The organism is Nonomuraea maritima (genome assembly GCF_900100395.1).
Taxonomy (GTDB): domain Bacteria; phylum Actinomycetota; class Actinomycetes; order Streptosporangiales; family Streptosporangiaceae; genus Nonomuraea; species Nonomuraea maritima.
This window is the reverse complement of sequence record NZ_FNFB01000001.1, coordinates 456,617-481,496: the sequence shown is the minus strand read 5'-3', so window position 1 is coordinate 481,496 and position 24,880 is coordinate 456,617. Positions and strand designations below refer to the sequence as shown.

23 protein-coding genes are annotated in these 24,880 nt (G+C 70.7%); 14 read left to right on the top strand and 9 right to left on the bottom strand.

From position 1 onward, the window contains the following. Positions 1-3 precede the first annotated feature (3 nt). From BLR04_RS02270 to BLR04_RS02250, 5 genes are all read left to right on the top strand, one after another. Positions 4-3,228 carry a CHAT domain-containing protein gene (locus BLR04_RS02270; protein ID WP_090758987.1) on the top strand — a complete coding sequence of 1,075 codons (3,225 nt, stop codon included), beginning with the start codon at positions 4-6 and terminating at the stop codon, positions 3,226-3,228. Between the two features lie 101 nt (positions 3,229-3,329). Then, positions 3,330-4,148 (top strand): helix-turn-helix transcriptional regulator, encoded by an 819-nt coding sequence (locus tag BLR04_RS02265; RefSeq protein ID WP_090758985.1) that lies wholly within the window; start codon positions 3,330-3,332, stop codon positions 4,146-4,148. Between the two features lie 147 nt (positions 4,149-4,295). Then, positions 4,296-5,162: an oxidoreductase gene (locus BLR04_RS02260; RefSeq protein WP_090758983.1), complete on the top strand. Its 867-nt coding sequence runs from the start codon at positions 4,296-4,298 to the stop codon at positions 5,160-5,162. Next, positions 5,159-5,881: an SDR family oxidoreductase gene (locus BLR04_RS02255; RefSeq protein WP_090758981.1), complete on the top strand. Its 723-nt coding sequence runs from the start codon at positions 5,159-5,161 to the stop codon at positions 5,879-5,881. The genes BLR04_RS02260 and BLR04_RS02255 overlap by 4 nt, the downstream gene beginning before the upstream one ends. A gap of 226 nt (positions 5,882-6,107) precedes the next feature. After that, positions 6,108-6,527, top strand: coding sequence for a hypothetical protein (locus BLR04_RS02250; protein WP_143021931.1), 420 nt, complete (start codon positions 6,108-6,110; stop codon positions 6,525-6,527). A gap of 159 nt (positions 6,528-6,686) precedes the next feature. On the opposite strand, the gene BLR04_RS02245 is transcribed toward BLR04_RS02250, so the two are convergent. Then, entirely contained in the window at positions 6,687-7,235 is a 549-nt protein-coding gene (locus tag BLR04_RS02245; protein WP_090758977.1) for a CGNR zinc finger domain-containing protein, read from the bottom strand. A gap of 71 nt (positions 7,236-7,306) precedes the next feature. Between BLR04_RS02245 and BLR04_RS02240 the strand changes: the two genes are divergently transcribed. Next, positions 7,307-8,224: a DMT family transporter gene (locus tag BLR04_RS02240; RefSeq protein WP_245739968.1), complete on the top strand. Its 918-nt coding sequence runs from the start codon at positions 7,307-7,309 to the stop codon at positions 8,222-8,224. Here the strand turns inward: BLR04_RS02240 and BLR04_RS02235 are convergent. Genes BLR04_RS02235 through BLR04_RS02220 form a run of 4 tightly spaced genes read right to left on the bottom strand, consistent with a single transcriptional unit; the run spans position 8,164 to position 11,127 of the window. Then, the gene (locus BLR04_RS02235; protein WP_090758973.1) at positions 8,164-8,553 is read right to left on the bottom strand and encodes a Fur family transcriptional regulator; all 390 of its coding nucleotides are present in this window, start codon (positions 8,551-8,553) and stop codon (positions 8,164-8,166) included. The genes BLR04_RS02240 and BLR04_RS02235 overlap by 61 nt on opposite strands. Next, a complete protein-coding gene (locus BLR04_RS02230; protein ID WP_245739998.1) occupies positions 8,550-9,422 on the bottom strand; it encodes a metal ABC transporter permease in 873 nt (290 codons plus the stop codon). Before BLR04_RS02230 ends, BLR04_RS02235 begins: the two co-directional genes overlap by 4 nt. Then, entirely contained in the window at positions 9,422-10,201 is a 780-nt protein-coding gene (locus BLR04_RS02225; protein ID WP_090759523.1) for a metal ABC transporter ATP-binding protein, read from the bottom strand. Before BLR04_RS02225 ends, BLR04_RS02230 begins: the two co-directional genes overlap by 1 nt. Then, entirely contained in the window at positions 10,198-11,127 is a 930-nt protein-coding gene (locus BLR04_RS02220; RefSeq protein ID WP_245739967.1) for a metal ABC transporter substrate-binding protein, read from the bottom strand. The genes BLR04_RS02225 and BLR04_RS02220 overlap by 4 nt, the downstream gene beginning before the upstream one ends. A gap of 543 nt (positions 11,128-11,670) precedes the next feature. Here BLR04_RS02220 and BLR04_RS02215 point away from each other — a divergent pair. Then, positions 11,671-11,880 carry a hypothetical protein gene (locus BLR04_RS02215; RefSeq protein ID WP_090758969.1) on the top strand — a complete coding sequence of 70 codons (210 nt, stop codon included), beginning with the start codon at positions 11,671-11,673 and terminating at the stop codon, positions 11,878-11,880. A 205-nt stretch (positions 11,881-12,085) separates the two neighbouring features. Here the strand turns inward: BLR04_RS02215 and fdhD are convergent, their stop codons facing one another. After that, positions 12,086-12,919, bottom strand: coding sequence for a formate dehydrogenase accessory sulfurtransferase FdhD (fdhD, locus tag BLR04_RS02210; RefSeq protein ID WP_090758967.1), 834 nt, complete (start codon positions 12,917-12,919; stop codon positions 12,086-12,088). 201 nt (positions 12,920-13,120) lie between these two features. Beyond that, entirely contained in the window at positions 13,121-14,098 is a 978-nt protein-coding gene (locus BLR04_RS02205; protein WP_090758965.1) for a 2-dehydropantoate 2-reductase, read from the bottom strand. A gap of 156 nt (positions 14,099-14,254) precedes the next feature. Here BLR04_RS02205 and BLR04_RS02200 point away from each other — a divergent pair, with 156 nt between their 5' ends. From BLR04_RS02200 to BLR04_RS02170, 7 genes are all read left to right on the top strand, one after another. After that, complete coding sequence (locus BLR04_RS02200; RefSeq protein WP_090758963.1) at positions 14,255-15,499, top strand: molybdopterin molybdotransferase MoeA; 1,245 nt, start codon at positions 14,255-14,257, stop codon at positions 15,497-15,499. Between the two features lie 66 nt (positions 15,500-15,565). After that, positions 15,566-17,236, top strand: coding sequence for a thiamine pyrophosphate-binding protein (locus BLR04_RS02195; protein WP_425413421.1), 1,671 nt, complete (start codon positions 15,566-15,568; stop codon positions 17,234-17,236). 12 nt (positions 17,237-17,248) lie between these two features. Continuing rightward, the gene (gene frc, locus BLR04_RS02190; RefSeq protein ID WP_090758960.1) at positions 17,249-18,472 is read left to right on the top strand and encodes a formyl-CoA transferase; all 1,224 of its coding nucleotides are present in this window, start codon (positions 17,249-17,251) and stop codon (positions 18,470-18,472) included. Beyond that, complete coding sequence (locus BLR04_RS02185) at positions 18,473-20,590, top strand: acetate--CoA ligase family protein (RefSeq protein ID WP_090758957.1); 2,118 nt, start codon at positions 18,473-18,475, stop codon at positions 20,588-20,590. It abuts the gene before it with no gap. 164 nt (positions 20,591-20,754) lie between these two features. After that, positions 20,755-22,161: an Nramp family divalent metal transporter gene (locus BLR04_RS02180; protein WP_090758956.1), complete on the top strand. Its 1,407-nt coding sequence runs from the start codon at positions 20,755-20,757 to the stop codon at positions 22,159-22,161. Continuing rightward, positions 22,161-22,649 carry a hypothetical protein gene (locus tag BLR04_RS02175; protein WP_090758954.1) on the top strand — a complete coding sequence of 163 codons (489 nt, stop codon included), beginning with the start codon at positions 22,161-22,163 and terminating at the stop codon, positions 22,647-22,649. Before BLR04_RS02180 ends, BLR04_RS02175 begins: the two co-directional genes overlap by 1 nt. Beyond that, entirely contained in the window at positions 22,646-23,671 is a 1,026-nt protein-coding gene (locus BLR04_RS02170) for a TerC family protein (RefSeq protein ID WP_090758953.1), read from the top strand. The genes BLR04_RS02175 and BLR04_RS02170 overlap by 4 nt, the downstream gene beginning before the upstream one ends. A 56-nt stretch (positions 23,672-23,727) precedes the next feature. Here BLR04_RS02170 and BLR04_RS39500 read toward each other — a convergent pair whose 3' ends face one another. Together BLR04_RS39500 and BLR04_RS02165 are read right to left on the bottom strand one after the other, a co-directional pair. Further along, entirely contained in the window at positions 23,728-23,910 is a 183-nt protein-coding gene (locus BLR04_RS39500; protein WP_143021930.1) for a hypothetical protein, read from the bottom strand. An 85-nt stretch (positions 23,911-23,995) separates the two neighbouring features. Continuing rightward, positions 23,996-24,739, bottom strand: coding sequence for a GntR family transcriptional regulator (locus BLR04_RS02165; RefSeq protein ID WP_090758951.1), 744 nt, complete (start codon positions 24,737-24,739; stop codon positions 23,996-23,998). Between the last annotated feature and the right edge of the window lie 141 nt (positions 24,740-24,880).

The following is a 24,880-nucleotide window of genomic DNA, read 5'->3' as shown; positions in this document are numbered from 1 at the left end:
CCCATGCGTGACCAGTTGCTCGCCACCCTCCAGGCCCGGCTGTTCACGCCGGGCGGAGTGCTCGAACCAGAAGCGCTGGACGAGGTCGAGCGGCTGCTCGACCACCTGCCCGTCCCTGACGGGGCGGACGGGCAGGTGCTCCACACGGCAGGCCTGGTGTACTGGCTGCGTGCCACCGCCCTGCCCGCCGCGCGTGAGGAGGACCGCGAGCGGGCGGCGCTGCTGCTCATGCCGCTCTACCTGTCACAGCCGGACACGCTGCCGGACGAGGTGCGCTCGTGGTTCGACACCCTGCAGCTGGTGGGGGAGGAGCTGCAGCACGCGTACCTCGAGACTCTCGCGGAGGTCGCGAGGTTCGTGCTGCGGCGCTCCGCCGACCGGGGCCGCGGCGAGGATGCCCCGTGGGCGGTCGCGCTGCTGCGCATGGTCGCCTCCAAGCTCCCCGTGGGATACCCGTACCGCCTGGTCGTCCTGTGCGATCTCGGGTACGCGCTCCTGCTGGGCCTTCCTGCGGAGCTGCCCGGCGACGTGCCTCCGGAGCTCGACGAGGCGGTCGCCGTCCTGCGTGAGGCGTTCGACGGCATGCCCGAGGGTGACGCGCACCGCGCGCGCTGCGCCAACGGGCTGGCGCTGGCGGTGCGGGCCAAGGCTGTCGCGACGCGCGACCCGGCGCTGCTGTCGCAGTCCGCCGCGTTCTCCAGGATCGCCGTCGACGCGGCGACCAGCCAGGACGGCAACCTGCCGCAGATGCTCGCCGACCTGGGCGCCACGCTGATGCTTCTGGCACGGACCGGCGACGGGCCGGCGGCAGAGGAGGCCGTCACCGTGCTGGGCAGAGCGATGCAGCTCACCCCTGACCCTGTGCGGCGGCAGGAGCTGCTGAGGAGGCTCGCTGCGGCGGAGCTGCTGCGGACCGGTCGGGCGGGGCCTGTCGCGCCGCGTCCCCCGCTCAGCGTCGACACCAGGCGGCAGATGGAGGAGATGACCGCCTTGTTCCGGCGGGTGATCCCGGCCACCGGCGACGGGGTCCCGGACGAGCCGGACAACTTGCTCGCCGTCATGCTGCGGTTGATCGGCATCGGGCCGTCCGAAGGCGAGGGGCAGAGCGCGCAGCTCATGGACGGCATGGCCCGCCTGCTGCGTACCTCGTCCGGCCCCCAGCTGGAGGAACTCGTCGACGAGCTCGTGGGCAGGCACTTGGGCCGCCTGAGCCCCGAGGACCGGCTCAGGGCCGTGCTGCGCGGCCCCGCCGACCCGCCGGAGGACCGCACGGACCACGCCGAGCTGGACGAGCTGCTCGACCTCCACGAGCGGCTCCTGCGCGAGGTGCCCGGCGACAGCCCTGAGCATTCCATGCTGGAGCTGGGCCTGCTGCTGACCCAGTTCTTACGGGCGCGCCAAGGCGGTCCTGACGAGCGGTCGTTCGCCCTGCTGCCCCGCATGATGGAGACGACCCAGGCAATCATGGCCAGGGCGGACCTGTCCGCGTCGATGCTGGGCTCGATGACGCAGATGAGCCAAGCTGTGGTGTCACCTTTCGAGACGCTCGCGGTGTTCGAGGACGCGGTGCGACGCCACCGCGAGCGGCTCGCCGCCGCGCCGGACGACCTGACCGCGCTGAAGGAGCTCAGCCTCACCCTCTTCCAGCGTTACCAGCTCACCTACGAGGAGCCCGCGTACCGGGAGGCCGTCCGGCTCGCCCGTCAGGTCGTCGCCCGGGACCTGACGCAGGCCGCGTGGGTCGTGTGCGTGTGGGGATCGGCGATGCGGCTGCGTGCCATGGGCGCCGTCCCCGACGAGGGGGACGAGCTCGGGTCGGGGCTGGCGCGCATGGCGTCGTACCAGGCCGCGGCCGCCGCCGACGGCGGCGACCCGGCCGCGGCGCTGGAGGCGCTCGAAGAGGGGCGCGGGCGGATGCTCACGAGCGCCGTCAACGCGCGCGTGGAGCTGGAGAACCTGCGAGCCGCGGACGCCGGCCTGGCCGCCCGGTTCGTCGCCGTACGGGAGCGGGTACGGCCGCTCCTCGAGAACCCGGGCCGCGAGGCGGGGCCCGGCGAGCAGGCGGCCCTACGCGCGGTGACCGAGGAGTGGACCGAGGTGTCCGGCCGGATCCAGGCGCTGCCCGAGTTCGGACGGTTCCTGATGCCGTTGCCGCTGGGCGTGCCCGACCTGCGGCCGGTCGCCGCCGATGGGCCGGTGGTGGTCGTCAACGTCAACCGGCGCCGCTGCGACGCGCTGATCCTGACGACCGACGGCGTACGGCTGGTGCCCCTGCCGTACCTGCGTGCCGCCGAGCTCGCTGACCAGGCCGAGGCGTTCCACGACGCCGTCCAGGCCGCGCACGCCTCTTCCGGGCTGCTGGCCGGTCAGGCGGAGCGGGTGCTGCTCGACACGCTCGGCTGGCTGTGGGACGTCGTGGCCGAACCGGTCCTCGGCGAGCTGGGCCTCACGGAGTCTCCTGAGGGCCTGCTTCGGCCGCGGCTGTGGTGGTCGCCCACCGGACCGCTCACCTTCCTGCCGCTGCACGCCGCGGGCCGTCCCGACGTGCCGGGCGCGTCCGTGCTCGATCGGGTGGTCCCGTCGTACACGCCGACGCTGCGGGCGCTGATGCACAGCCGCTCGCGCGCCGTGCCGGCGGCACGCAGCGGGCTGAGCGTGGCCATGCCGGTGACTCCGGGACAGGCGCCGCTGCCGCGGACGGCGGCCGAGGCGGTCGAGGTCGCCTCGCTCGTCCGCGGTGCGACGCTGGTCGGTCCTGACGCGTCCCGCGAGGCCGTGCTGGCGGCGCTGCCCCGCGCCGCCGTCGCCCACTTCGCCTGCCACGCCGGCAGCGACCCGCGCGACCCGTCGGCGAGTCACCTGCTGCTGCACGACGGTCCGCTCGGCCTCAGCGAGATCGGCCGGCTCCAGCTGGACGGCGCCGAACTGGCCTATCTGTCGGCCTGCGCGACCGCCCGCGGCGGGAGCTCGCTCGCCGACGAGGCGATCCACCTGGCCTCGGCCTTCCAGCTGGCCGGGTACGGGCAGGCGGTGGCCACGCTGTGGGAGATCGGGGACGACGTCGCCGCGCGGACGGCCGCCGCGTTCCACCGCGAGCTGGGTGCGGCGCTCGACGCCCCGGAGCGGCTTCCCGGTGCGCGGGCCATGCACGCGGTGACGCGCCGCCTGCGCGAGGCCATGCCGGACCGCCCGTCGGCCTGGGCGGCCTTCCTGCACGCGGGAGCATGACGGCCGCCCTTCCCGCGTGCGGTGCTGTGCTCTGAGGGTGGGAGTTTCCCGCCCACCTTCAGGGCTCCTGAGCGGCGCGTTCCCGGCCTAGCCTGGAGGACATGGACACGGAGAACCTGCTCGGGCAGTTCCTGCGGGCCCGCCGCGAGCTGCTCCAACCCGAGGACCACGGCATGCCGGTCGGAGCGCGCCGCCGGGTAACGGGGCTGCGCCGCGAGGAGGTGGCGCGGCTCGCCGGGGTCAGCACCGACTACTACATCCGCCTTGAGCAGGGCCGCGAGCGGCACCCGTCGGCCCAGGTGGTCGACGCGCTGGCCAGGGCGCTGAAGCTGGAGGACGACGCGACGGCCCATCTGCACCGGCTGGCCCACCCGGCCATGGAGGACAGGCGCCCGTCCTGCGGGCCTGAGCGCGTCGAGGACGCCCTGCTGCGCATGATGGCGGCCTGGGCGCAGACGCCGGCCGTGGTGCTGGGGCGCCGCATGACGGTGCTGGCCGCCAACGCGCTCGGTGAGGCCCTGTTCGCCGGGCACACCCACAGCGGCGATCTGATGCGGCTGGTGTTCCTCGATCCCGGCGCGCGCACGTTCTACCCCGACTGGCACCAGGTCGCGATCGACACCGTGGGCGGGCTGCGCTCGTCCATAGGCACCGACTACGACGATCCCGAGCTGGTCGAGCTGATCGGGGAGCTGTCGCTGAAGAGCACCACGTTCCGCGAGTTGTGGGCCCGCCACGACATCCGCCAGAAGACCCACGCGACCAAACGGTTCCATCACCCGCTGGTGGGCGAGCTGATCCTGCACTACGAGTCGCTGGCCGTGAACAGCGCGCCCGGGCAGCAGCTCGTCGTCTACCAGGCCGACCCGGGCAGCCCGTCGGAGGAGCGCCTTTCCCTGCTGGGCAGCCTCACGGCCTGACCCGCACCATCTGACCGACCCACGTTCACATCCGCGCGCGACCGCGACCGCCGTCGCGCCATCCCGGCATGCCCGCGTACCGACGACGACGCACCCGCGAGTGCGCCGCGGCGGTGCCGGCCGGTACCGACACCCCATTGGAGTCTCATGAGCATCGACCACACCCCTGTCTGGTTCATCACCGGCTGTTCGAGCGGTCTCGGCCGGGCACTCGCCGCCGCCGTGCTCGGCCGTGGCGGGCGTGCCGCCGTCACCGCCCGATCCCCCGAGCAGGTGGCCGACCTGGTGGCCGCGCACCCCGGCCGTGCTCTCGCCCTGCCCCTCGACGTCACCGACCGGCACCAGGTCGAGCGGGCGGTGAAGGCGGCGGCGGCCGGGTTCGGCAGCATCGACGTGCTGGTCAACAACGCCGGTCACGGCTATCTCGCCGCCCTTGAGGAGGGCGAGGACGACGAGGTCAGGGCGCTGTTCGCGACGAACGTGCACGGCCTGGTGGACGTCACCAAGGCCGTCCTGCCCGGCATGCGCGCCCGTCGCGCCGGCCACGTCGTGAACATCTCGTCGCTGGGCGGACTGGCCGCGTTCGGCGCGACCGGCTACTACCACGCCACCAAATTCGCCGTGGAAGGGCTGTCGGAGTCGCTCGCGGCCGAGGTGGGCCCGCTGGGCATCAAGGTCACGATCGTGGAGCCGGGCGCGTTCCGTACGAACTGGTCCGGGCCCTCGATGCGGCAGTCAAGGACCCGCATCGCCGACTACGACGAGACGGCCGGCGCCCGGCGCGCCTCCACCCTGGCCACCTACGGCAGCCAGCCCGGCGACCCCGATCGCGCCGCCGCGGCGATCATCACGGCGGTCGAGTCGCCGGAACCGCCGCTGCGGCTGCTGCTCGGCAAGGCCGCCTACGACGTCGCCACCAGGCGGCTCACCACTCTCAAGGCCGGCTTCGACGCCTGGCGCGAGCTGACGCTCAGCGCCGACTACCCGGTCGACGACTCGAAGGAGGAAGCATGAGCAAGGTCGTACTGATCACCGGCGCGAGCAGCGGCATCGGCGAGGCCACGGCGCGGCGCCTGGGCGCCGAGGGGCACGTGGTCGTGCTCGGCGCCCGCCGCGAGGACCGCCTCGCGGCGACCGCGAAGGCGATCGAGGCGGACGGCGGCACGGCCGAGGTGCGCCGGCTGGACGTGACCGACCGCCGGGACGTGGCTGCCTTCGCCGACGAGGCCGCCGAGCGGCACGGCCGCATCGACGTGATCGTCAACAACGCGGGCGTGATGCCGCTGTCCCGGCTGGAGGCGCTGCTGGTGGACGAGTGGGACCGGATGATCGACGTGAACGTGCGCGGCCTGCTGCACGGCATCGCCGCCGCGCTGCCGCACTTCCAGCGGCAGGGCTCGGGCCACTTCGTCACCGTCGCCTCGACCGGCGCGCACCAGGTGGTGCCGACGGGGGCGGTCTACTGCGCGACCAAGTACGCCGCCTGGGCCATCACCGAGGGTCTGCGCCTGGAGCTGGACCCGGCCATCCGCGTCACCACGGTCTCGCCCGGCGTCGTGGAGTCGGAGCTGGCCGACTCCATCACCGACCCGGGCGCGCGGGAGAAGATGCGGACGTATCGGGCGAACAGCATCTCGCCGGACTCCATCGCGGCCGCCATCTCGTACGCCATGGGCCAGCCGCCCGGCGTGGACGTCAACGAACTGATCATCCGCCCGGCCCGGCAACGCTGACCCCGTCGGCGTTTTCGCACGTGGGAGCCGTGACATCGGCCCTTTCCCGCGGCGTCCACGCGCCACGCTGACGTACGGACGAATGAGCTAAACGTCACATCATGGGATGATTGGGATTATCTACCTAAGAGGGTTGGTTAACCCCCCTGTAACACAACAACGTCGGCCCCCTGAAGCATCCAGAGCATCAGGAGTGGGTCGGCGTATCAAGGGGAAATTCGCGATCATGAACAAGATCGTTAAGCGTTTGAGCACGGCTGCCGCGACTCTGGCGGTCACGGGTGGCATTCTGATCGCCGGCACGGGGGCCGCGTCGGCGAGCACGAATGTCCGTGCGGGCGACAGCATCGTCGTCACCCACGTCGGGGACCGGCAGGAGTCCGCTCTCCGGCACTGGGACGGCCACCGGCAGTGGTACCGCCACAGCAGCCGCGGCTACTGGTACGGCACCGACCACGGTCGGAAGTTCCGCTACGACGGCCACCGCTTCTGGGTTTGGAGCGGCGGCAAGTGGCGTCCCGTATCGACGAAGTACGCGCTGCGCTACGCGCTGTACCGCTTCGGCGGCTACCACGGCGGCCACTACTACTACGGTGGCAACCACGGCGGCCACGGCAACGGCCACGGTCACCACAGCGGTCGCTGACCATGTGAACAACGGGGGTCGTCGGCCCGGCGTCCAGCCGGGCTCGACCTGACCGCCGGCCGGTTCCGGTACGGAGCCGGTCGGCACGTCGCCCCCCGAAGAGCCGTCCTTCCGTGACGGCACTTGATCGCCCGGGATGCGGGGGCATCCCGGGCGTTTTCATGCTCTGCGGCGGGCGCGGTAGGCGGCCACGTGCATCCGGTTGCCGCAGGTGCGGCTGTCGCAGTAGACGCGCGACCGGTTGCGTGACTCGTCGACGAAGACCCGGTCGCAGTCGGGGGCGGAGCACGTGCGCAAGCGCTCCGCCTCTCCCTCCACCAGCAGATGGGCCAGCGCCACCCCGCAGTCGGCGGCCACGTGCTCGGCCAGCGTCGCGTCGTTGGCGAAGTAGTGGACGTGCAGCGCGTGCCCGTCGTGCTCGGTCAGCCGGGGCGTGATGCGGGTGCCGGCCAGCAGGTTGTTCAGCGTGCGCACCGCCGTTGGCTGGTCGGTCGCGGTGAAGACGCGGTGGAACGCCTCGCGGACGATGCGCACCTGGCCGAGGTCACGCGTCGTGAGGGTGTGGACCCCGCTGATCTCACGGGACTCCACGAACGCCTGCAAGTCGGCCAAGCTGGACAGCCCCTCGTCGCCGCGTGTGCTGGGTGAGGTGTTGACCAGCTCCACCACGGTGGCCAGAGAGTGGACCATGTCATGGCCGAACGGCATCTTGACTCCTGTCTGCGCCGGGTCCTAGCGTGATCGCAGCGTATCTCGTACGCGGGCATCGGGGGGTTTCCGTGCGTGCACATCGCCGTACCGTGCTGATCGCGATCGTGGGCGCACTCGTCATCTCCACCTCGGGCCCGCTGGTCCGTCTGTCCGAGGTAACCCCTGCCACCTCGGCGTTCTTCCGCTGCCTGTACGCCGTACCGCCGATCGTGCTGCTCGCCTGGCTGGAGCGGCGCAGGCTCGGGCCGATGCCGGGCAAGGCCGCCGCCGCGGCCTGGGCGGCCGGGCTGATGTTCGCGCTCGACCTGCTGTTCTGGCATCACGCGATCGAGTACGTGGGCGCGGGCCTCGCGACCGTGCTGGGCAACCTTCAGGTGTTCATCGTGGCGTTCGCCGCCTGGGCGCTGTTCAAGGAGCGGCCGTCGCGGCGGTTGATGATCGGCACTCCGGTGGTGTTCACCGGGGTCGTGCTGATCTCCGGGGTGTTCGACAGCGCCGCCTACGGCAGTGATCCCGCGGCGGGTGTGCTCGCGGGCGTGGCGACGTCTCTGTGCTACGCCGTTTTCCTGCTGCTCATGAAGGGGTCCTCGGGTCGCGCGGCTGGGCCGCTGGCGCACGCGACGGTGGTGGCCACGGTCGTCATCGCGCTGCTCAGCCCGATGTTCGGCGGCGCCGACTTCGTACCGCGATGGCCGGCCCACGGCTGGCTGCTGCTGCTCGCGCTGGGGCCGCAGGTGCTGGGATGGTCGCTGATCACGTTCTCGCTGCCGCGCCAGCCCGCGGCACTCACCGCGCTGCTGCTGCTCATCCAGCCGCTGACCACCGTGGGGATCTCGGCGCTGGCCCTCGGCGAGCACCCGTCGCCGCTGCAACTCGCCGGGTGCGCCGTGATCGTCCTCGGGGTGCTCTACGGGTCGCGCCGTCCTCAGCCGACCTTGGCCGGCGCGGAGCAGGACGCGCAGGTGCCGAAGACCTCGACGGTGTGAGTGATCTCGGTGAACCCGTGCTCGCTGCCGACCATCTCGGCCCAGCGCTCGACGGCGGGCCCGGCCACCTCGACCGTACGGCCGCACCGGCGGCACACCAGATGGTGATGGTGGGTGTCGGTCGCGCACGCGCGGTAGACGGACTCGCCGTCGTCGGTCCGCAGCACGTCGACCTGGCCGCCGTCGGCGAGCGCCTGAAGGGCGCGGTAGACGGTGGTCAGACCGATCTTCGCGCCGTGCAGGCGCATCTCGGCGTAGACGTCCTGCGCACTGCGGAAACCCTCGCTCCTGCGCAGGGTGTCGTGCACGGCATCGCGTCTCGTCGTCATACGACCTCCTCGACGCGCGCCTGCGGTCGATCTGTCACGGTTGACTCCTGAGTCCGGCTTCGCCGTACGAATTTACCGACCCCGAGCGCCAGGACGAAGCCTGCGAGCGCAAGTAGCACGATCGCGGCGCCCGGCGGGACCTTCGCCGAGTACGTGGAGGCGAGCAGCCCGCCCACGGAGGCCAGCACCCCGAACAGCATGGCCAGCCCCATCGTGGTGCGAAAGCCCCGGGTGAGCTGCTGGCTGGTGGCCACCGGGATCACCATGAGCGCGCTGACGAGCAGCAGGCCGACCACCCGCATGGCGATCACCACGGTGAGCGCGGCGGTGACGGCGATGAGCAGGCTCAGGAAGCGCACCGGCAACCCGCTCGCCCTGGCCATCTCCTCGTCCTGGCAGAGCACGAACAGCTCCCTGCCGAAGACCACGACGACGCCGATCACGGCGACGGCCAGCGCGGCGATGACCCAGATGTCCTGCGGGGTGACGCTCGCGATGGCGCCGAACAGGTAGGAGTTGAGCTTGGCGTTGCTGCCGCCCGGCGCGATGGCCATGAGCATGACACCGCCCGCGATGCCGCCGTAGAACAGCAGGGCGAGCGCCACGTCGCCGCTCGTGCGTCCGCGGGCCCTGACCAGCTCGATCGCCACGGCCCCCGCGACGGACACGAGCACCGCGGTGAGCACGGGAGCGGTGCCCGTCAGGAAGCCGAGGGCCACGCCGGTGAGCGCCACGTGCCCGACGCCGTCGCCGAGCAGCGCCAGCCGGCGCTGCACGATGAACGTGCCGACGGCCGGGGCGCACAGCCCGACCAGCAGCGCCGCGACCAGCGCGAGCTGGAAGAGCTGCTCCTGCAGAAGTTCAATGATCATCTCGGGTCCCCCTGCCACCCGGTGAGCGGTCCCGCGACGGACTCCGTCGCGTGCGGGTGCTGGTGGTCGTGCCCCGGGCGGGCGCACTCGCCCTCGGGACGCGGCGGCGGGCCGTCGTGGGCGACGACGCCCTCGCGGATCAGCACGCCGCGCGTGATGATCGGCTCCAGCGGGCCCAGCTCGTGGACCACCAGCACCACCGTCTTGCCACCGAGCACCAGCCCGGCCAGCGTGTCGGCGAGCAGCTGCTGCGTCTCGGCGTCCACCCCCGCCGTGGGCTCGTCCATCACGTACGTGTCCGGCTCGCCGGCCAGCGCGCGGGCGATGAGCACCCGCTGCTGCTGCCCGCCGGAGAGCGACTGGACGGGGTCACCCGCGCGGTCGCTCAGCCGTACGGCCTCCAGCGCGTCCGCCACGGCGGCCCGGTCGGCGGCGCTCGTGCGGCGCAGGCGGCGCTGGCGGGCGATCCTGCCCGAGGCGACGACCTCGCGTACGGTCGCCGGCACGCCGCCGCCCACCTGGAGGCGCTGCGGCACGTAGCCGATGCGCCACCAGTCGCGGAACCTCGCCGGAGCGGCGCCGTAGATGAGGGTCCGGCCGCCGCTCAGCGGTGTGAGCCCGAGCAGCGAGCGGACCAGCGTGGACTTGCCCGAGCCATTGGCGCCCAGCAGCGCCACGACCTCCCCGGAACTGACGGTCAGGTTGATCCCCCGAAGGACGGGCTTGCCCTCGAAGGAGACCCGGCCGTCGGTCATCGCGAAGGCCGTTTCGCTCATGCCGTACACCCCAGTGCTGTTTGAAGGGTTTTGAGGTTATCGCGCATGGCGGACACGTAGTCGCCCGAGGGCTTGCTCTCCAGCGGGTCGAGCACCGCGGTCCTCGCGCCGACCTGGCTCGCCAGCACCTCGGCCACCTTCGGGCTGACCAGCGACTCGGTGAAGATGGTGGTGACGCCCTCGGTCTTGGCGAGCTTGGCCACCTCCGACAGGCGCGCGGGCGACGGCTCGCTCTCGGGGTCGAGGGTGATGCCGACCTGCTTGAGCTTGTAGCGGTCGGCCAGGTAGCCGAACGCCTCGTGCGCGGTGACGAGCGTCTTCGTGCGGCACGACGCGAGGCCGCGGCCGAACTCCTGGTCGAGGTCGTTCAGCGTGGCGGCGGTCTTGGTGGCGCGGTCGCGGTAGCCCTGGGCGTGGGCGGGGTCGGCGGCGGCCATGCGCTCGCCCAGCTTCGCGGCGACGGTGGCCAGGCGGGAGGGGTCGAGCCACAGGTGCGGGTCGTAGGGGACGTCCGCGTGCTCGTGTTCCTCCTCCTCGGCGTGCTCGCCGGCGGGCAGCGTCGTGACGGCGGTGGCCGCGTCGAAGCTCGTGTCGGGCTCGACGGCGTCGTCCACCGCGGGCTGGACGCCCTTGATGTAGACGGTCAGCGCGGCGTCCTTGAGGTCGGTGACCTGCTTGATGGTCAGCTCCAGGTCGTGCGGCTCGACGCCGGGGGCGGTCAGCACGGAGACCTGGGCGTCGGGACCTCCCACCTGCTCGCTCAGCCACTGCAGCGGGTAGAACGCGGCGATGACCTGCGGCTTTCCGCTCGCGGATACATCGGTGGCGGAACCGGTGCCGCAGGCCGCGGTGGTGAGCCCCACCGTCAGCAGTACGGCTCCGGCCAGGGGACGAGCGGCGTAAGACCGGGAAAATCCTGACATCATGTGACCCAGTATGCGCTGAAATGAAAACGGTTGTCAAAATCCATCCAACCTGCCTGGCCAACCACGCTAGTGCTCCCATTTCCCCAGCTCACCAGCGGGGTCGGCATTGTTGTCGGCAAACCCGACCCACACGGGGCAACCGGATTCCCGCCGCTGGATCGCCGCTCGGACGGGCGTGAAGCAGGGCCGCGCACCCTGAGAGGCGGCCCCCGGATGGCGCTGACCGCGTGGCGGTCCTCCCGTCCATCGCGGCAATGGTGATCCTCTCGGGCATGGCGAAGGTCTGGAAGGCCGGCGCGAGCTGGAACGACGGCAAGCCGCTGATGCGTGACGTCGTGGCCGCCAACGTGCGCTACTGCGCCGAGGTCACGCACGCCGTGCCCGCCGACGCCGCCCCTGGCTCCGCCCGCGGCGCCGGCTCCACCAGCTCCGACCTCGCCGGGTGGTGCGGCTCGTCAACACCCTGCGCGGCTCGTACTCCTCGGGCAACCCGGCCAAGTACGGGCGGTCACGCTCACCGAGCACGGCCACACCCCGCTGACGGTGTCCGGAGCGGCGACGCTCGGCAGGGACAGCGTCCTGGAGATCCGCCTCGACCACCTGCGCCCGCACGGCAGGCACGCGACCGTCCCGGTCATCGCCGCCCGCCGCCTGCGCGGCAGGATCGGCAGGGTGAAGGTGCACGGCGGCGCCTACCACGCGGTGCCCGTGCACACCGCCCGTGGCCTGTCGGTACGGATCACCGCCAGGTAGGCCCCCGCGAGGGAGCCGCCGTCGCCTGGAGGAGCGGGGGAAGGCGGCGGCATTCAGGGGCGACCGAGCCGGCCCCGCGGAGCGGGGCCCATCAGACACAGAGATGCCGATCGGCGGCTGGGGGCCCGGCGCGCCGATCGGCATCCCTTCATCACCCCGGTGTTCTCGCGCCGGCAGAGCCGTTGCCGACGCCCGGGGTGAAGCCCTACACGGCCACGACCGCGCTGTCGCGCAGCCGCGGCTCGCCGGTGTAGACGTTCATGGAGTTCCCGCGTAGGAAACCGATGAGCGTCAGCCCTTCCTCGGCGGCGAGTTCCACCGCGAGGGAGGACGGAGCGGAAACGGCGGCGAGCACCGGCACGCCGCCCATGACCGCCTTCTGCACCAGCTCGAAGGAGGCTCGCCCGGACACGGTGAGCACGGTGCCGCGCAGCGGCAGGTGCCCGTTGCGCAGTGCCCAGCCGAGCAGTTTGTCGACGGCGTTGTGCCGGCCGACGTCCTCGCGGACGCACAGGGGCTCGCCGTCGGCGGTGAACAGGCCGGCCGCGTGCAGGCCGCCGGTCCTGTCGAAGATCCGTTGGGCCGCCCTGAGGCGGTCCGGCAGGCTCGCGACGGTCGTCTGCGCGACCTCCACGGGGTCGTCGGCCACGCTCCAGCGAGCCACGGTGCGTACCGCCTCCAGCGACGCCTTGCCGCAGACGCCGCAGGAGGAGGTCGTGTAGAAGTTGCGTGGTTCCGGCGCAGGGACGCCCGGCGCGAGTCGTACGTCGAGGACGTTGTAGGTGTTGCCGCCGTCGGCGGTGGCGCCCGCGCAGTAGCGGATGGTGGCGATGTCGTCGGCCGAGCCGACCGCGCCCTCGCTGACGAGGAACCCGGCGGCGAGGTCGAAGTCGTCGCCGGGGGTGCGCATGGTGACGGTCAACGGCGTCCCGTCGAGCCGGATCTCCAGCGGTTCCTCCGCAGCGAGGGAGTCGACCCGCTCGACGCGGGCCGACTCCTTGACGCGCAGGATGCGGCGCTTGACGGTGACTCTAGGCATGACCTGACCAGGGACGGCCGGTCGTCGTACGCGTGGACCAGGAGGACCGCGTCCGGGCGCCGGGTTCGTGCGGGTCGCGGAGAAGACCCGCTGCCGGCTTGTCCAGAGCATCCTCCCAGGTGGCATGACGTGCAGGTGGACGGGTCAGGCGGTCAAAGCTCATGATCCCTCCATGCAGTATGCAATGTACGGTATTCCGCGCTAACTCGCACGTACAAGACTTTCGTTCAGCAGGTCGCTCACCGCGTGGATCGCACGCAGCGTCGGGACGTCGGCGCCGGTGAGGTCGGCCAGCTCAACCACGGCCGCCAGGAGGACGTCGAGCTCCAGCGGCTTGCCCTTCTCGACGTCCTGGAGTGTGGACGTCTTGTGCTCGCCCGCCCGCTCGGCCCCCCGGATGCGGCGTTCGATGGAGATGCCCGGGTCGCAGCCCACGCGCCGGGCGACTTCGACGGTTTCCTCCATCATGGCGACGACCAGCCCGCGGGCGCCGTCGTGGCGGCAGATGCCCGCCATGGTGGCCCGGGCGAGGGCGCTGATGGGGTTGAAGGCGATGTTGCCCATGAGTTTGATCCAGATGTCCCGGCGGAGGTCGGTCTCCACCGGGCACTTCAGGCCGCCCGCGACGGCGGCCTCGCTGAAGGAGGCACAACGTTCCGTCAGCTCGCCTCTGGGCTCGCCGATGGAGAAGCGGGTGCCTTCGAGGTGGCGGATCACGCCAGGTTCCTCGATCTCGGTCGCGGCGTAGACGACGCATCCGACGGCGCGGTGCAGCGGCAGTGACGCCGTCACCGAGCCTTCGGGGTCCACGCTCTCGATGCGGTAGCCCTCGTAGGGTCCCTTGAGCCCGTGGAAGTACCACCACGGGATGCCGTTCTGTGCGGCGATGATGCTCGTGGTCTCGTGGAGAAGCGGCCTGATCATGGGGCCCGCGGCGGCGTAACTGTTCGCCTTGAGGCCCAGGAAGACGTGGTCCACCGGACCGACCTCGGTCGGGTCGTCGGTGGCATGTGGATGGGCGGTGAAGTCGCCCCTGGGGCTAAGCACCCGGACACCTGCGCGGCGTATTGCATCGAGATGCGCACCTCTCGCGATGAGATGCACCTCGACTCCCGCCCTGTGGAGGGCGGCCCCCACGTATGCGCCGATGGCGCCGGCGCCAAGAACAGCCACCTTCATGCTGCGCTCCGTTCTCGCGTCGGAGGGTTGAACGGGCCCGTTACGGCAATGGGCCGCTAGATGCGGCCCACCGTGTATTCGGTATACAGTATGGAAAAAGTCGGGTCAAGGAGTGTGCCTGTGACCGTTCTGCGCCATGCGGCAGTGGTCGGAGCAATGCCGTGGGCGTCGGCGCGCGCGGTCGCGGCGCAGGCGGCGAGCCCGCCCGCGCCGGCGTGGCAGCCGCTGTCCGAGGCCCTCGGCTGCCGCCTCGCCGCTCCACTGCGGGCCTTGGTGGCGGTGCCCGGCGTGGACGTCTCCGCCATGGACGGCTACGCGGTGGCGGGTCCCGGCCCGTGGCGGATCGCCGGGCGCGTACTGGCCGGAGGGGCTCCGTACGGGGCGGCGCCGGCTCCTGGCGAGGCGGTGGAGGTGGCCACGGGCGCGCCCGTGCCCGAGGGCGCGGAGTCGGTGCTTCCGTACGAGCTCGCGGACGCCGACGGTGTGCGGGTCGCGGGCGACCCCGAGCCGGGCAAGCACATCCGGCGGCGCGGCGAGGACGTCGCCGAGGGCGCCGTCGTGCTGTCTCCCGGCACGGTCGTGACCCCCGTCGCGCTCGGCCTGGCCGCCGCGCTCGGTCACGACGAACTCCTCGTCCGCCCCCGCCCCAAGGTGGCCGTGGTGGTCACCGGCGACGAGGTGGTGGACCGCGGGATCCCCGGGCCCGGTCGGGTGCGCGACGCCATCGGCCCGTTCCTTCCCGGGCTGGTGGCGTGGGCCGGCGGCCGGGTCACAACCACGACCCGGCTCGCCGACGGGCCAGAGGCCCTGTTCGCCGCCCTCGACGGCGAAGCGGACGCCCGCGCCCCGCGCGCCGCCGAGCGCGGCCGCGGGGGCGCGCGCGGGTCCGTGCACGGCCGTCTCGTCGATCCCGTCTCGGAGGCCGGGGTCGTCGTGGTGTGCGGGGCCTCGTCCAGGGGTCCCGCCGATCACCTGCGCGCGGTGGTCGCCGAGATCGGCGCCGAGGTGCTGGTCGACGGGGTGGCCGTACGGCCCGGCCACCCGCAACTCCTCGCCCGTCTGCCCGGCGGCCCGCTGCTCGTGGGCCTTCCTGGCAACCCCTTCGCCGCCCTGTCCGCGTCGCTCACGCTGCTCGTCCCGATCCTGCGGGCGCTGACCGGCGGGGCCACCGCCCACGGGACGAGCGCCCTGGCCGGCGTCGTACGTCCCCACCCGCACGACACCCGCCTGGTGCCGGTGCGGCGGTCGGGCAGGGGAGCGGTTCCCGTGGGGCACGACCGGCCCGGATCCCTCTGGGGAGCGGCCCTGGCCGACGCGCTGGCGGTCGTCCCGCCGGGGTGGTCGGGTGGCCAGGTGGAGCTCATCGAGTTGCCCCAGGGGGCTGGACAGTCCGTTCAGTGAGGAGTAAGCATTGCGTTCATACGGTATGCAGTATGCGGAAGACAGTCGCCGGGAAAGGGTGGCATGATGTCAGAAACGATCTCTGGCGGTCATCTCGTGGCCAAGGCCCTCAAGGCCGAAGGCGTGGATGTGATCTACACGCTCTGCGGTGGTCACATCATCGATATCTACGACGGTTGCGTCGATGAGGGCATCGAGGTCATCGACGTACGTCACGAGCAGGTTGCCGCGCACGCGGCGGACGGTTACGCGCGCATCACCGGCAAGCCCGGCTGCGCGGTGGTCACGGCGGGTCCTGGCACCACGGACGCGGTGACCGGCGTGGCCAACGCCTTCCGCGCGGAGAGCCCCATGTTGCTGATCGGCGGCCAGGGCGCCCTGAGCCAGCACAAGATGGGCTCGCTGCAGGACCTGCCCCACGTGGACATGATGACCCCGATCACGAAGTTCGCGGCCACGGTGCCCAGCACGGAACGGGTGGCCGACATCGTGTCGATGGCCTTCCGCGAGTGCTACAACGGCGCCCCTGGGCCGTCGTTCCTGGAGATCCCGCGCGACGTGCTCGACGCGAAGGTCCCCCTGGAGAAGGCGCGTATCCCGCAGGCCGGGCAGTACCGCGCCTCCACCCGTCAGCTGGGTGACCCCGAGGCGGTCGAGCAGCTCGCGGACCTGCTCGCGCACGCCGAGAAGCCGGCGATCCTGCTCGGCAGCCAGGTATGGACGTGCCGGGCGACCGACGCGGCCATCGACTTCGTCCGGGCGCTCAACATCCCGGCGTACATGAACGGCTCGGGCCGCGGCACCCTCCCGCCGGGAGACCCGCACCACTTCCAGCTCAGCCGCCGCTACGCCTTCACCGAGGCCGACCTCATCATCATCGTCGGCACCCCGTTCGACTTCCGGATGGGCTACGGCAAGCGCCTGTCGCCGACGGCCAAGGTCGTCCAGATCGACCTCGACTACCGCACGGTCGGCAAGAACCGCGACATCGACCTCGGCATCGTCGGCGACGCCGGCCTCATCCTCTCGGCCGCGGCCCAGGCCGCGAGCGGCCGCATCGAGAACGGCGTGGCCCGGCGCAAGGCGTGGCTGGACGAGCTGCGCGCGGTCGAGACCGCGGCGTACGAGAAGCGTCTGCCCCGCCAGCACTCCGACGCCCAGCCCATCGACCCGTACCGGCTGGTCCACGAGATCAACGAGTTCCTCACCGAGGACACGATCTACATCGGCGACGGCGGCGACATCGTCACCTTCTCCGGCCAGGTCGTTCAGCCCAAGTCGCCCGGCCACTGGATGGACCCGGGACCGCTCGGCACCCTCGGCGTCGGCATGGCCTTCGCGATGGCCGCCAAGCAGGCCCGTCGCGACAAGGAGGTGCTCTGCCTCTTCGGCGACGGCGCCTTCAGCCTCACCGGCTGGGACTTCGAGACGATGGTCCGCTTCGACCTGCCGTTCATCGGCGTCATCGGCAACAACTCGTCGATGAACCAGATCCGCTACGGCCAGGCGGCCAAGTACGGCGAGGACCGCGCCCGCATCGGCAACACCCTCGGCGACATCCGGTACGGCGAGTTCGCCAAGCTGCTCGGCGGTTACGGCGAGGAGGTGCGCGACCCGGCCGAGATCCGTCCCGCCCTGGAGCGGGCACGGGAGTCGGGCAAGCCCTCGCTGATCAACGTCTGGGTCGACCCAGAGGTCTACGCCCCCGGAACCATGAACCAGACCATGTACAAGTAGGGGAGTCCCGACATGAAGGCTCTCGAAGGTGTTCGCGTCCTCGACATGACCCATGTCCAGTCGGGCCCGTCATGCACCCAGCTGCTGGCCTGGCTGGGCGCCGACGTGGTCAAACTGGAGGCCCCGACCGGCGACATCACCCGGCAGCAGCTCCGCGACGTGCCCGGCGCCGACAGCCTCTACTTCACGATGCTCAACTGCAACAAGCGCAGCATCACCCTCAACATGAAGAGCGAGCGCGGCAAGGAGATCTTCACCGAGCTGGTGAAGGAAGCCGACATCCTCGTCGAGAACTTCGGCCCGGGCGCCGTCGACCGGATGGGCTTCCCGTGGGAGCGGCTCCAGGAGCTCAACCCGCGCCTCATCTACGCCTCCATCAAGGGCTTCGGCCCCGGCAAGTACGCCAAGTTCAAGGCGTACGAGGTGGTCGCCCAGGCCATGGGCGGCTCCATGAGCACCACCGGCTTCGAGGACGGGCCGCCGCTCGCGACCGGCGCGCAGATCGGCGACTCGGGTACCGGCGTGCACGCGCTGTCCGGCATCCTGGCCGCCCTCTACCAGCGCACCAACACCGGGCGCGGCCAGCGCGTACAGGTGGCCATGCAGCACGCCGTGCTGAACCTGTGCCGCGTGAAGCTGCGCGACCAGCAGCGGCTGTCGCACGGGCCGCTCAACGAGTACCCGAACGAGCAGTTCGGCGACGAGGTGCCCCGTTCCGGCAACGCGAGCGGCGGCGGGCAGCCGGGCTGGGCGGTCCGCTGCGCCCCCGGCGGCCCGAACGACTACGTCTACGTCATCGTGCAGCCCGTCGGCTGGAAGCCCATCTCGGACATCATCGGCCGCCCCGAGCTGGCCGAGGACCCCGAGTGGGCGACGCCGGAGGCGCGGCTGCCGAAGCTGGACAAGATGTTCCAGCTCATCGAGGAGTGGACGATCCAGCACGACAAGTGGACGGTCCTCGACCGGCTCAACGCGGCGAACATCCCCTGCGGGCCGATCCTGTCCACCAAGGAGCTGGTCGAGGACGAGAGCCTGCGCGAGGAGGGCATCGTCGTCACCGTCGACCACCCCGAGCGCGGGGAGTTCGTGACCGTGGGCAGCCCGCTGCAGCTGTCCGACTCGCCGGTGGACGTGCGCACCCCGCCGCTGCTCGGCGAGCACAACGAAGAGATCTACGGCCGGCTCGGCGTGAGCGCCGAGGAGCTGGCCGAACTGAAGTCGAACGGAGTCATCTAGGTGAGCACTGTCAGGGAAGTCATCGACAAGGCGCTCGCGGAAGGCCGCACGGCCCTGACCGCCCCCGAGGGCCGGCTGCTGTGCGAGGAGTACGGCATCGCGACCCCGGGCGAAGGTCTCGCCACCTCGGCCGCCGAGGCGGTGGAGCTCGCCGAGAAGATCGGGCTCCCGGTCGTCCTGAAGATCGTCTCACCGGACATCCTGCACAAGACCGACGCCGGCGGCGTGCTGGTCGGCCTGAAGACGGCCGAGGAGGTGCGCGACGGCTACGAGACCATCCTGGCCAACGCCCGCGCCTACAACGCCGACGCCAAGATCGACGGCGTACAGGTGCAGCAGCTGGTCGGCGGCGGGCACGAGGTCATCATCGGAGCCGTCACCGACCCGACGTTCGGCAAGGTGATCGCCTTCGGTCTCGGCGGCGTTCTCGTCGAGGTTCTGAAGGACGTGACCTTCCGGCTTGCCCCGGTTTCGGGTAATGATGCTCTGGCGATGCTGGACGACATCAAAGCGGCGGAAGTTCTTCGCGGGGCACGCGGGGCCGAACCGGCCGACCGGGAGGCCTTAGCGTCGATCATCGAGCGCGTCGGCAGGCTCGTCACCGACTACCCCGAGATCACCGAGGTCGACCTCAACCCGGTCTTCGCCGACGCGAACGGGGCCGTCGCGGCCGACGTCCGCATCCTCATCGGCGACAAGCCCGCCGAGGTCAGCCGGCTGTCGCGGGAGGAGATCCTCCGGCAGATGACCCGGATCTTCAAGCCGCGCTCGGTCGCCGTCATCGGCGCCTCGGCCGAGGACGGCAAGATCGGCAACTCGGTCATGAAGAACCTGATCAACGGCGGCTACCGGGGCCAGATCTTCCCGATCAACCCCAAGGCCGACGAGATCCTGGGACTGAAGGCGTACAAGAGCGTCTCCGACGTGCCCGGTGACGTCGACGTGGCCGTGTTCGCGATCCCCGCCAAGTTCGTGGCGTCCGCGCTGGAGGAGGTCGGCGCGAAGGGCGTGGCAGGCGCGGTCATGATCCCGTCGGGCTTCGCCGAGACCGGCAACGTCGAGGGCCAGCAGGAGATCGTCGAGATCGCCAGGCGGCACGGCGTGCGCATGCTCGGCCCGAACATCTACGGCTACTACTACACGCCCGAGAACCTCTGCGCGACGTTCTGCACCCCGTACGACGTCAAGGGCAGCGTGGCGCTGACCTCGCAGAGCGGCGGCATCGGCATGGCCATCCTGGGCTTCAGCCGTACGACGAAGATGGGCGTCTCGGCCATCGTCGGCGTCGGCAACAAGGCCGACGTGGACGAGGACGACCTGCTCACCTTCTTCGAGCAGGACGAGAACACCAAGGCCGTGGCCATGCACCTGGAGGACCTCAAGGACGGGCGCGGCTTCGTCGAGGCCGCCCAGCGGGTCGTCAAGGAGAAGCCGGTCATCGTCCTCAAGGCGGGCCGCACCGCCATGGGCGCCCGCGCGGCCGGCTCGCACACCGGCGCCCTCGCCGGCGACGACAAGGTGTACGACGACATCCTCCGCCAGGCCGGCGTGGTCCGCGCGCCCGGCCTGAACGACATGCTCGAGTACGCCCGCGCGCTGCCCATCCTGCCCGCCCCCAAGGGCGAGAACGTCGTCATCATCACCGGCGCCGGCGGCTCGGGCGTGCTGCTGTCGGACGCCATCGTGGACGCCGGTCTGACCCTCATGGACATCCCCGAGGACCTGGACAAGGCATTCCGCGCCTACATCCCGCCGTTCGGGGCGGCGGGCAATCCCATCGACATCACCGGCGGCGAACCCCCCTCGACCTACGAGAACACGGTCCGCCTCGGCCTGACGGACGAGCGCATCCACGCGCTGGTCCTCGGCTACTGGCACACGATCGTGACGCCGCCGATGGTCTTCGCCGAACTCATCGCCCGCGTGGTGGAAGAGGAGCGAGCGAAGGGCAATGTCAAGCCGGTCGTGGCGTCCCTCGCCGGCGACACCGAGGTTGAGGAGGCATGCGAGTACCTGTTCGAGCATGGCGTGGTCGCGTACCCGTACACGACAGAGAAGCCCGTGGCGGTCCTCGGCGCTAAGTACCGCTGGGCCAGGGCGGCCGGTCTGCTGAGCTAAGAGCCGAGCGCAGCAGCATCAGGCGAGGGGGCAATTCGGGGCGCAAAGGTAAGGCAACACACCCCCCAGGAGGTCCGTAGGTGGACACATCGAACACCCCGCCGGCGACGGCCACGCCGCCGGTCGAAGATGGACGAGTATGGAAAGCGGGCCGGCTCGAGCCGATGCCCATCAGGAAGCTCCCCGATGCGCCTCCCTCGGTGCACCTGCTCGGGCCGACGGTCTTCCTCGTCGCACTCGGCGTGGGCATGGGCGAGTCGTACATGTGGCCGCGCCTGGTGCTGCTGTTCGGCCCTGAGATCAGATGGCTGTTCCTGGTCGGCGTCACGCTCCAGGCCGTGGTCATGCTGGAGATGGCCCGCTACGCCATGGCCACCGGCGAGAGCATCTTCACCGGCGCCGCCAGGGTCTTCAAGCCGCTGATGTGGTTCTTCTTCATCGTGGCGATCGCCGTCTACATCTGGCCGGGACACCTCTCGGCCGGCGCGGCGGCACTGGAACAGATCACCGGAATACCGTGGATGATCACAGCGATCTGCGGTCTGCTCCTCGTCGGCGTGGTCTTCACTCTGGCGAAGGTCATCTACAACCTGCTCGAGAACGTGCTCTCGCTGCTCATCGGGGCGCTCGTGCTCGGCACCGCCATCGTCGCGGCCATGGTCGGTCAGTGGTCGGACGTGGTCAGCACGATCAGCGGCATGTTCGCGGTCGGCTACCTGCCGGACGAGGCCATGACGGCCGCCTGGTTCCCCGTCATCGTCGGCGCCTGTGCGTTCGCCGGTCCTTCGGGCATGCAGCAGATGTGGTACACGCTGCACCTGCGTGACTCCGGGGCCGGCATGGGCGCGCACATCCCCAAGGTGCGCGGCCTGCGGCACGCCGGCGAGGAAGAGGAGATGCCGAACCGGGGCTTCATGTTCGACACCGAGGACCCGGCCGAGATGGCGAAGTGGAAGGGCTGGCGGCGCTGGGTCACCTTCGACGCCCTCCTGCTCTTCTGGGGCATCACGATGCTGGTCACGATCTCCTTCACGGTGATCGCGCAGTCCGCCGCACGACTGAACCCGGGCGTGCGCGAGGCGCTTCTCGCGGACGACCAGGAGGCGGCGCTGACCGCGATGTCCAACGCCGTCTCCTCGGCGGGCAGCTCGGTGCTCGGGGTGGTGTTCCTCGGGTTCATCGCGCTGATCGGCCTGAACGCGACGCTGGGCCTGTTCGACTCGTTCTCCCGCGGTCAGGCGGACATGACGTTCAACTTCGTCCCGGGGGCGAAGAAGCTCGGTATGTCGCGCCTCTACGCGATCTTCCTGTGGGCAGTGATCGCCTTCGGCATCCTGATCCTGCTCTTCGGACCGGCTGACGGGCCGGCGTCGATCCTGGACACGCTCGCGTTCCTGTCGACGTTCGCGATGGGCGCGTACTGCGTGACCCTGCTGCTGGTGAACAACCGCATGCTGCCCAAGCCGATCAGGCCGAAGTGGTGGAGCAACGCGATCATCGGGTTCGGCGCGGTGTTCTACCTGGGCATGCTCTTCTACAGCATGGTCGCCTTCGGCGTGGTCGTGGGCTGATGATCGGACGGCACAGCCTCGAACTCGCCCTGCCAGGGGCGTCGATCGGAGCCGTCGCCGGTGCTGTGGCCGGTGGGCTGACCCTGTTCGCTGGGGCGCCCACCGGCATGGCCACCCTGTCGGCCCTGGCGCTCGCCGTACCGCTCGCCTTCTTCGGCGGTCTGTACGGCGTGCTCCTCGGCCACGGTGTGTTCCGCCCCGGCACCTTCGGCCCCGTCGGTTTGTACTGGATGGCCGCCTTCCCCGTCTCCCGGCTCGTGCAGGAGACCCTGTACGGCGTCGGCACGGCGGACGGCGTGCTCACGTTCCTCGCCTACCAGGCGATGGTGAGTCTCGGTTTCGCGATCGGCTTCCTCTGGATGCACGAGCGGCTCATGCCGCACTGGCTGATGCGGCGGGCCGCCGACAACCCGATCGCCGAGCAGTTGCTCGGCACCTACCTCCGCTACGCCCGGCTGGTCTCGGCGCGGAAGGGGGCACGTAAGTGAACCTGCCCATGTGGATCTGGCTGGCCACGATCGGCGGATTCTGCCTGGTCCTCGCGTTCGACTTCTATCTCGTCGCCCGCAATCCCCACGAGCCCGGCTTCAAGGAGTGCGTCGGCTGGGTGTCGTTCTACGTGGGCCTGGCCGTGGTGTTCGGCATCGGTCTGCTGGTGCTCTCGGGCCCCGCCCATGGGGGCGAGTTCTTCGCCGGCTGGATCACCGAGTACTCGCTGAGCGTGGACAACCTCTTCGTCTTCCTCCTGATCATGAGCCGGTTCCAGGTGCCGCGGCAGTACCGCCAGAAGGTGCTGCTCATCGGTATCGTCCTGGCCCTCGTCCTGCGCGGCGCCTTCATCGCGGCCGGCGCTGAGGCGATCACCAGGTTCGACTGGCTCTTCTACATCTTCGGCGCCTTCCTGATCTACACGGCGTGGAAGCTGATCGGGCACGAGGAGGAGGAGGCGGAGTTCTCCGAGAACGTCGCCCTCCGCACGATCCGCAAGGTGCTCCCGACCACGGACACCTACCAAGGCGCCCGCGTCACGGTGCGTCACCTGGGCCGCAGGATGGTCACCCCGATGCTGATCGTCATGGTCGCCATCGGCACGACCGACCTGCTGTTCGCGCTCGACTCCATCCCGGCGATCTTCGGTCTCACCAAGGAGCCGTACCTGGTGTTCACCGCGAACGCCTTCGCCCTCATGGGGCTGCGGCAGCTGTTCTTCCTCATCGGCGGGCTGCTCGACCGGCTCGTCTACCTGAGCAAGGGCCTGTCGGTGGTGCTCGCCTTCATCGGTGTGAAGCTGATCCTCGAAGCCCTGCACCACGACGGCGTCTCGTGGGCGCCCGAGGTACCGATCCTGGTGTCCTTGGGGGTCATCGTCGGCACCCTGGCCATCACCACGGTGCTGAGCCTGATGAAGTCGTCGCGTGACACGAAGGCCGAGGCGGCCGGCTCCGAGAACGGAAAGCCTGAGCAGGCCGGGGAGGACGAGCCTGCGGGGGAACGTTCACACGGGCGCTGAACCGGGCCGCGTGCGAGGGGTGAGGGCTGCCACGCGGCCACGCCCCTTGCCGCGGCTCAGTGCCGCGGGCTCTTGCGGAGCTCGTGCTCCGCGCTCCACTGATCCAGGTGACGTTCCGCGTCGTCCGCGGAGTAGTACTTCTTGAGCGCGGCGCTCAGGCCGATGCCGATGGACCGGCCGTCCGCGGGGTGACCCGGGGGATCACTGATCAGAAAGCGCCAGAACGCTTTCACTGTCATGCACCTCCAAGCGGTATGGCTCCCACCCTCTACCCCGGGTGTTTCGGAGCATGTCGTCTTCTGTGAACATCACGTCAACCGACGATCATCGCGCGTACGGGGTGCGCGGACGCCGCCGGCGGACGGGCTTGGGCGCGGGCTCGACCGGCTCGTTCTCGCGCTGTTCCATGTAGGAGGCGCGGGTGTGCTCGGTGTGCTCGCGCATGATCTTCGCGGCCCGGTTGTCGTCGCCGGCCTCGATCGCGTCGATCAACTGGGAGTGCTCGACCCACGAGGCCATGCCACGCTGACGGGCCACCGGCGTGTGGTACCACCGCACCCGCCGGGCCACCTGGGAGGCCAGTTCCGCGAGGACGCTGTTGCCCGACAGGGCCGTCACCAGGGCGTGCAGCTCGGAGTTGAGCGCCACGGCGGTCTCGACGTCGTCGTCCTCGACCGCGGCGATGCCACCCTGGCACAGCTCGCGCAGCCGCCGTACGCCGTCCTTGCCGGCGTGCTTGGCGGCGAGCCTGGCCGACTCGGTCTCCAGCAGCGCGCGCACGGCCAGCAACTGGTCGGCCTCCTGGACCGTCGGGACATGGACGAACGCGCCCTGCCCCGGATGGAGATCGACCCAACCCTCACCGCTGAGCTGCTGCAGAGCCTCGCGGACGGGCTGCCGGGACACGCCGAGCATCTCGGCCAGCTCGCTCTCGACCAGGTGCTGGCCGGGCTTGAGCTGGCCGGAGACGATGAGTTCCTGAATGGCCTCGATCACGCTCTCACGGAGCGTGGCCGGGCGGGGAATCTTGGCGGCCGCCGATCGACCGGCTTGTTCCGACAGCAACATGGGTCACATCTCCATAAAGTAACGGTCAAAGGTATTTGGTCGACTGCCTACAGCATACCGTTCGGGGTGGCCGAACGATGGTGAGTCTCATCACAGAGTGCGATGTGTGACACTCTCATGCGCCTGTTGGTGCTGCTGTGA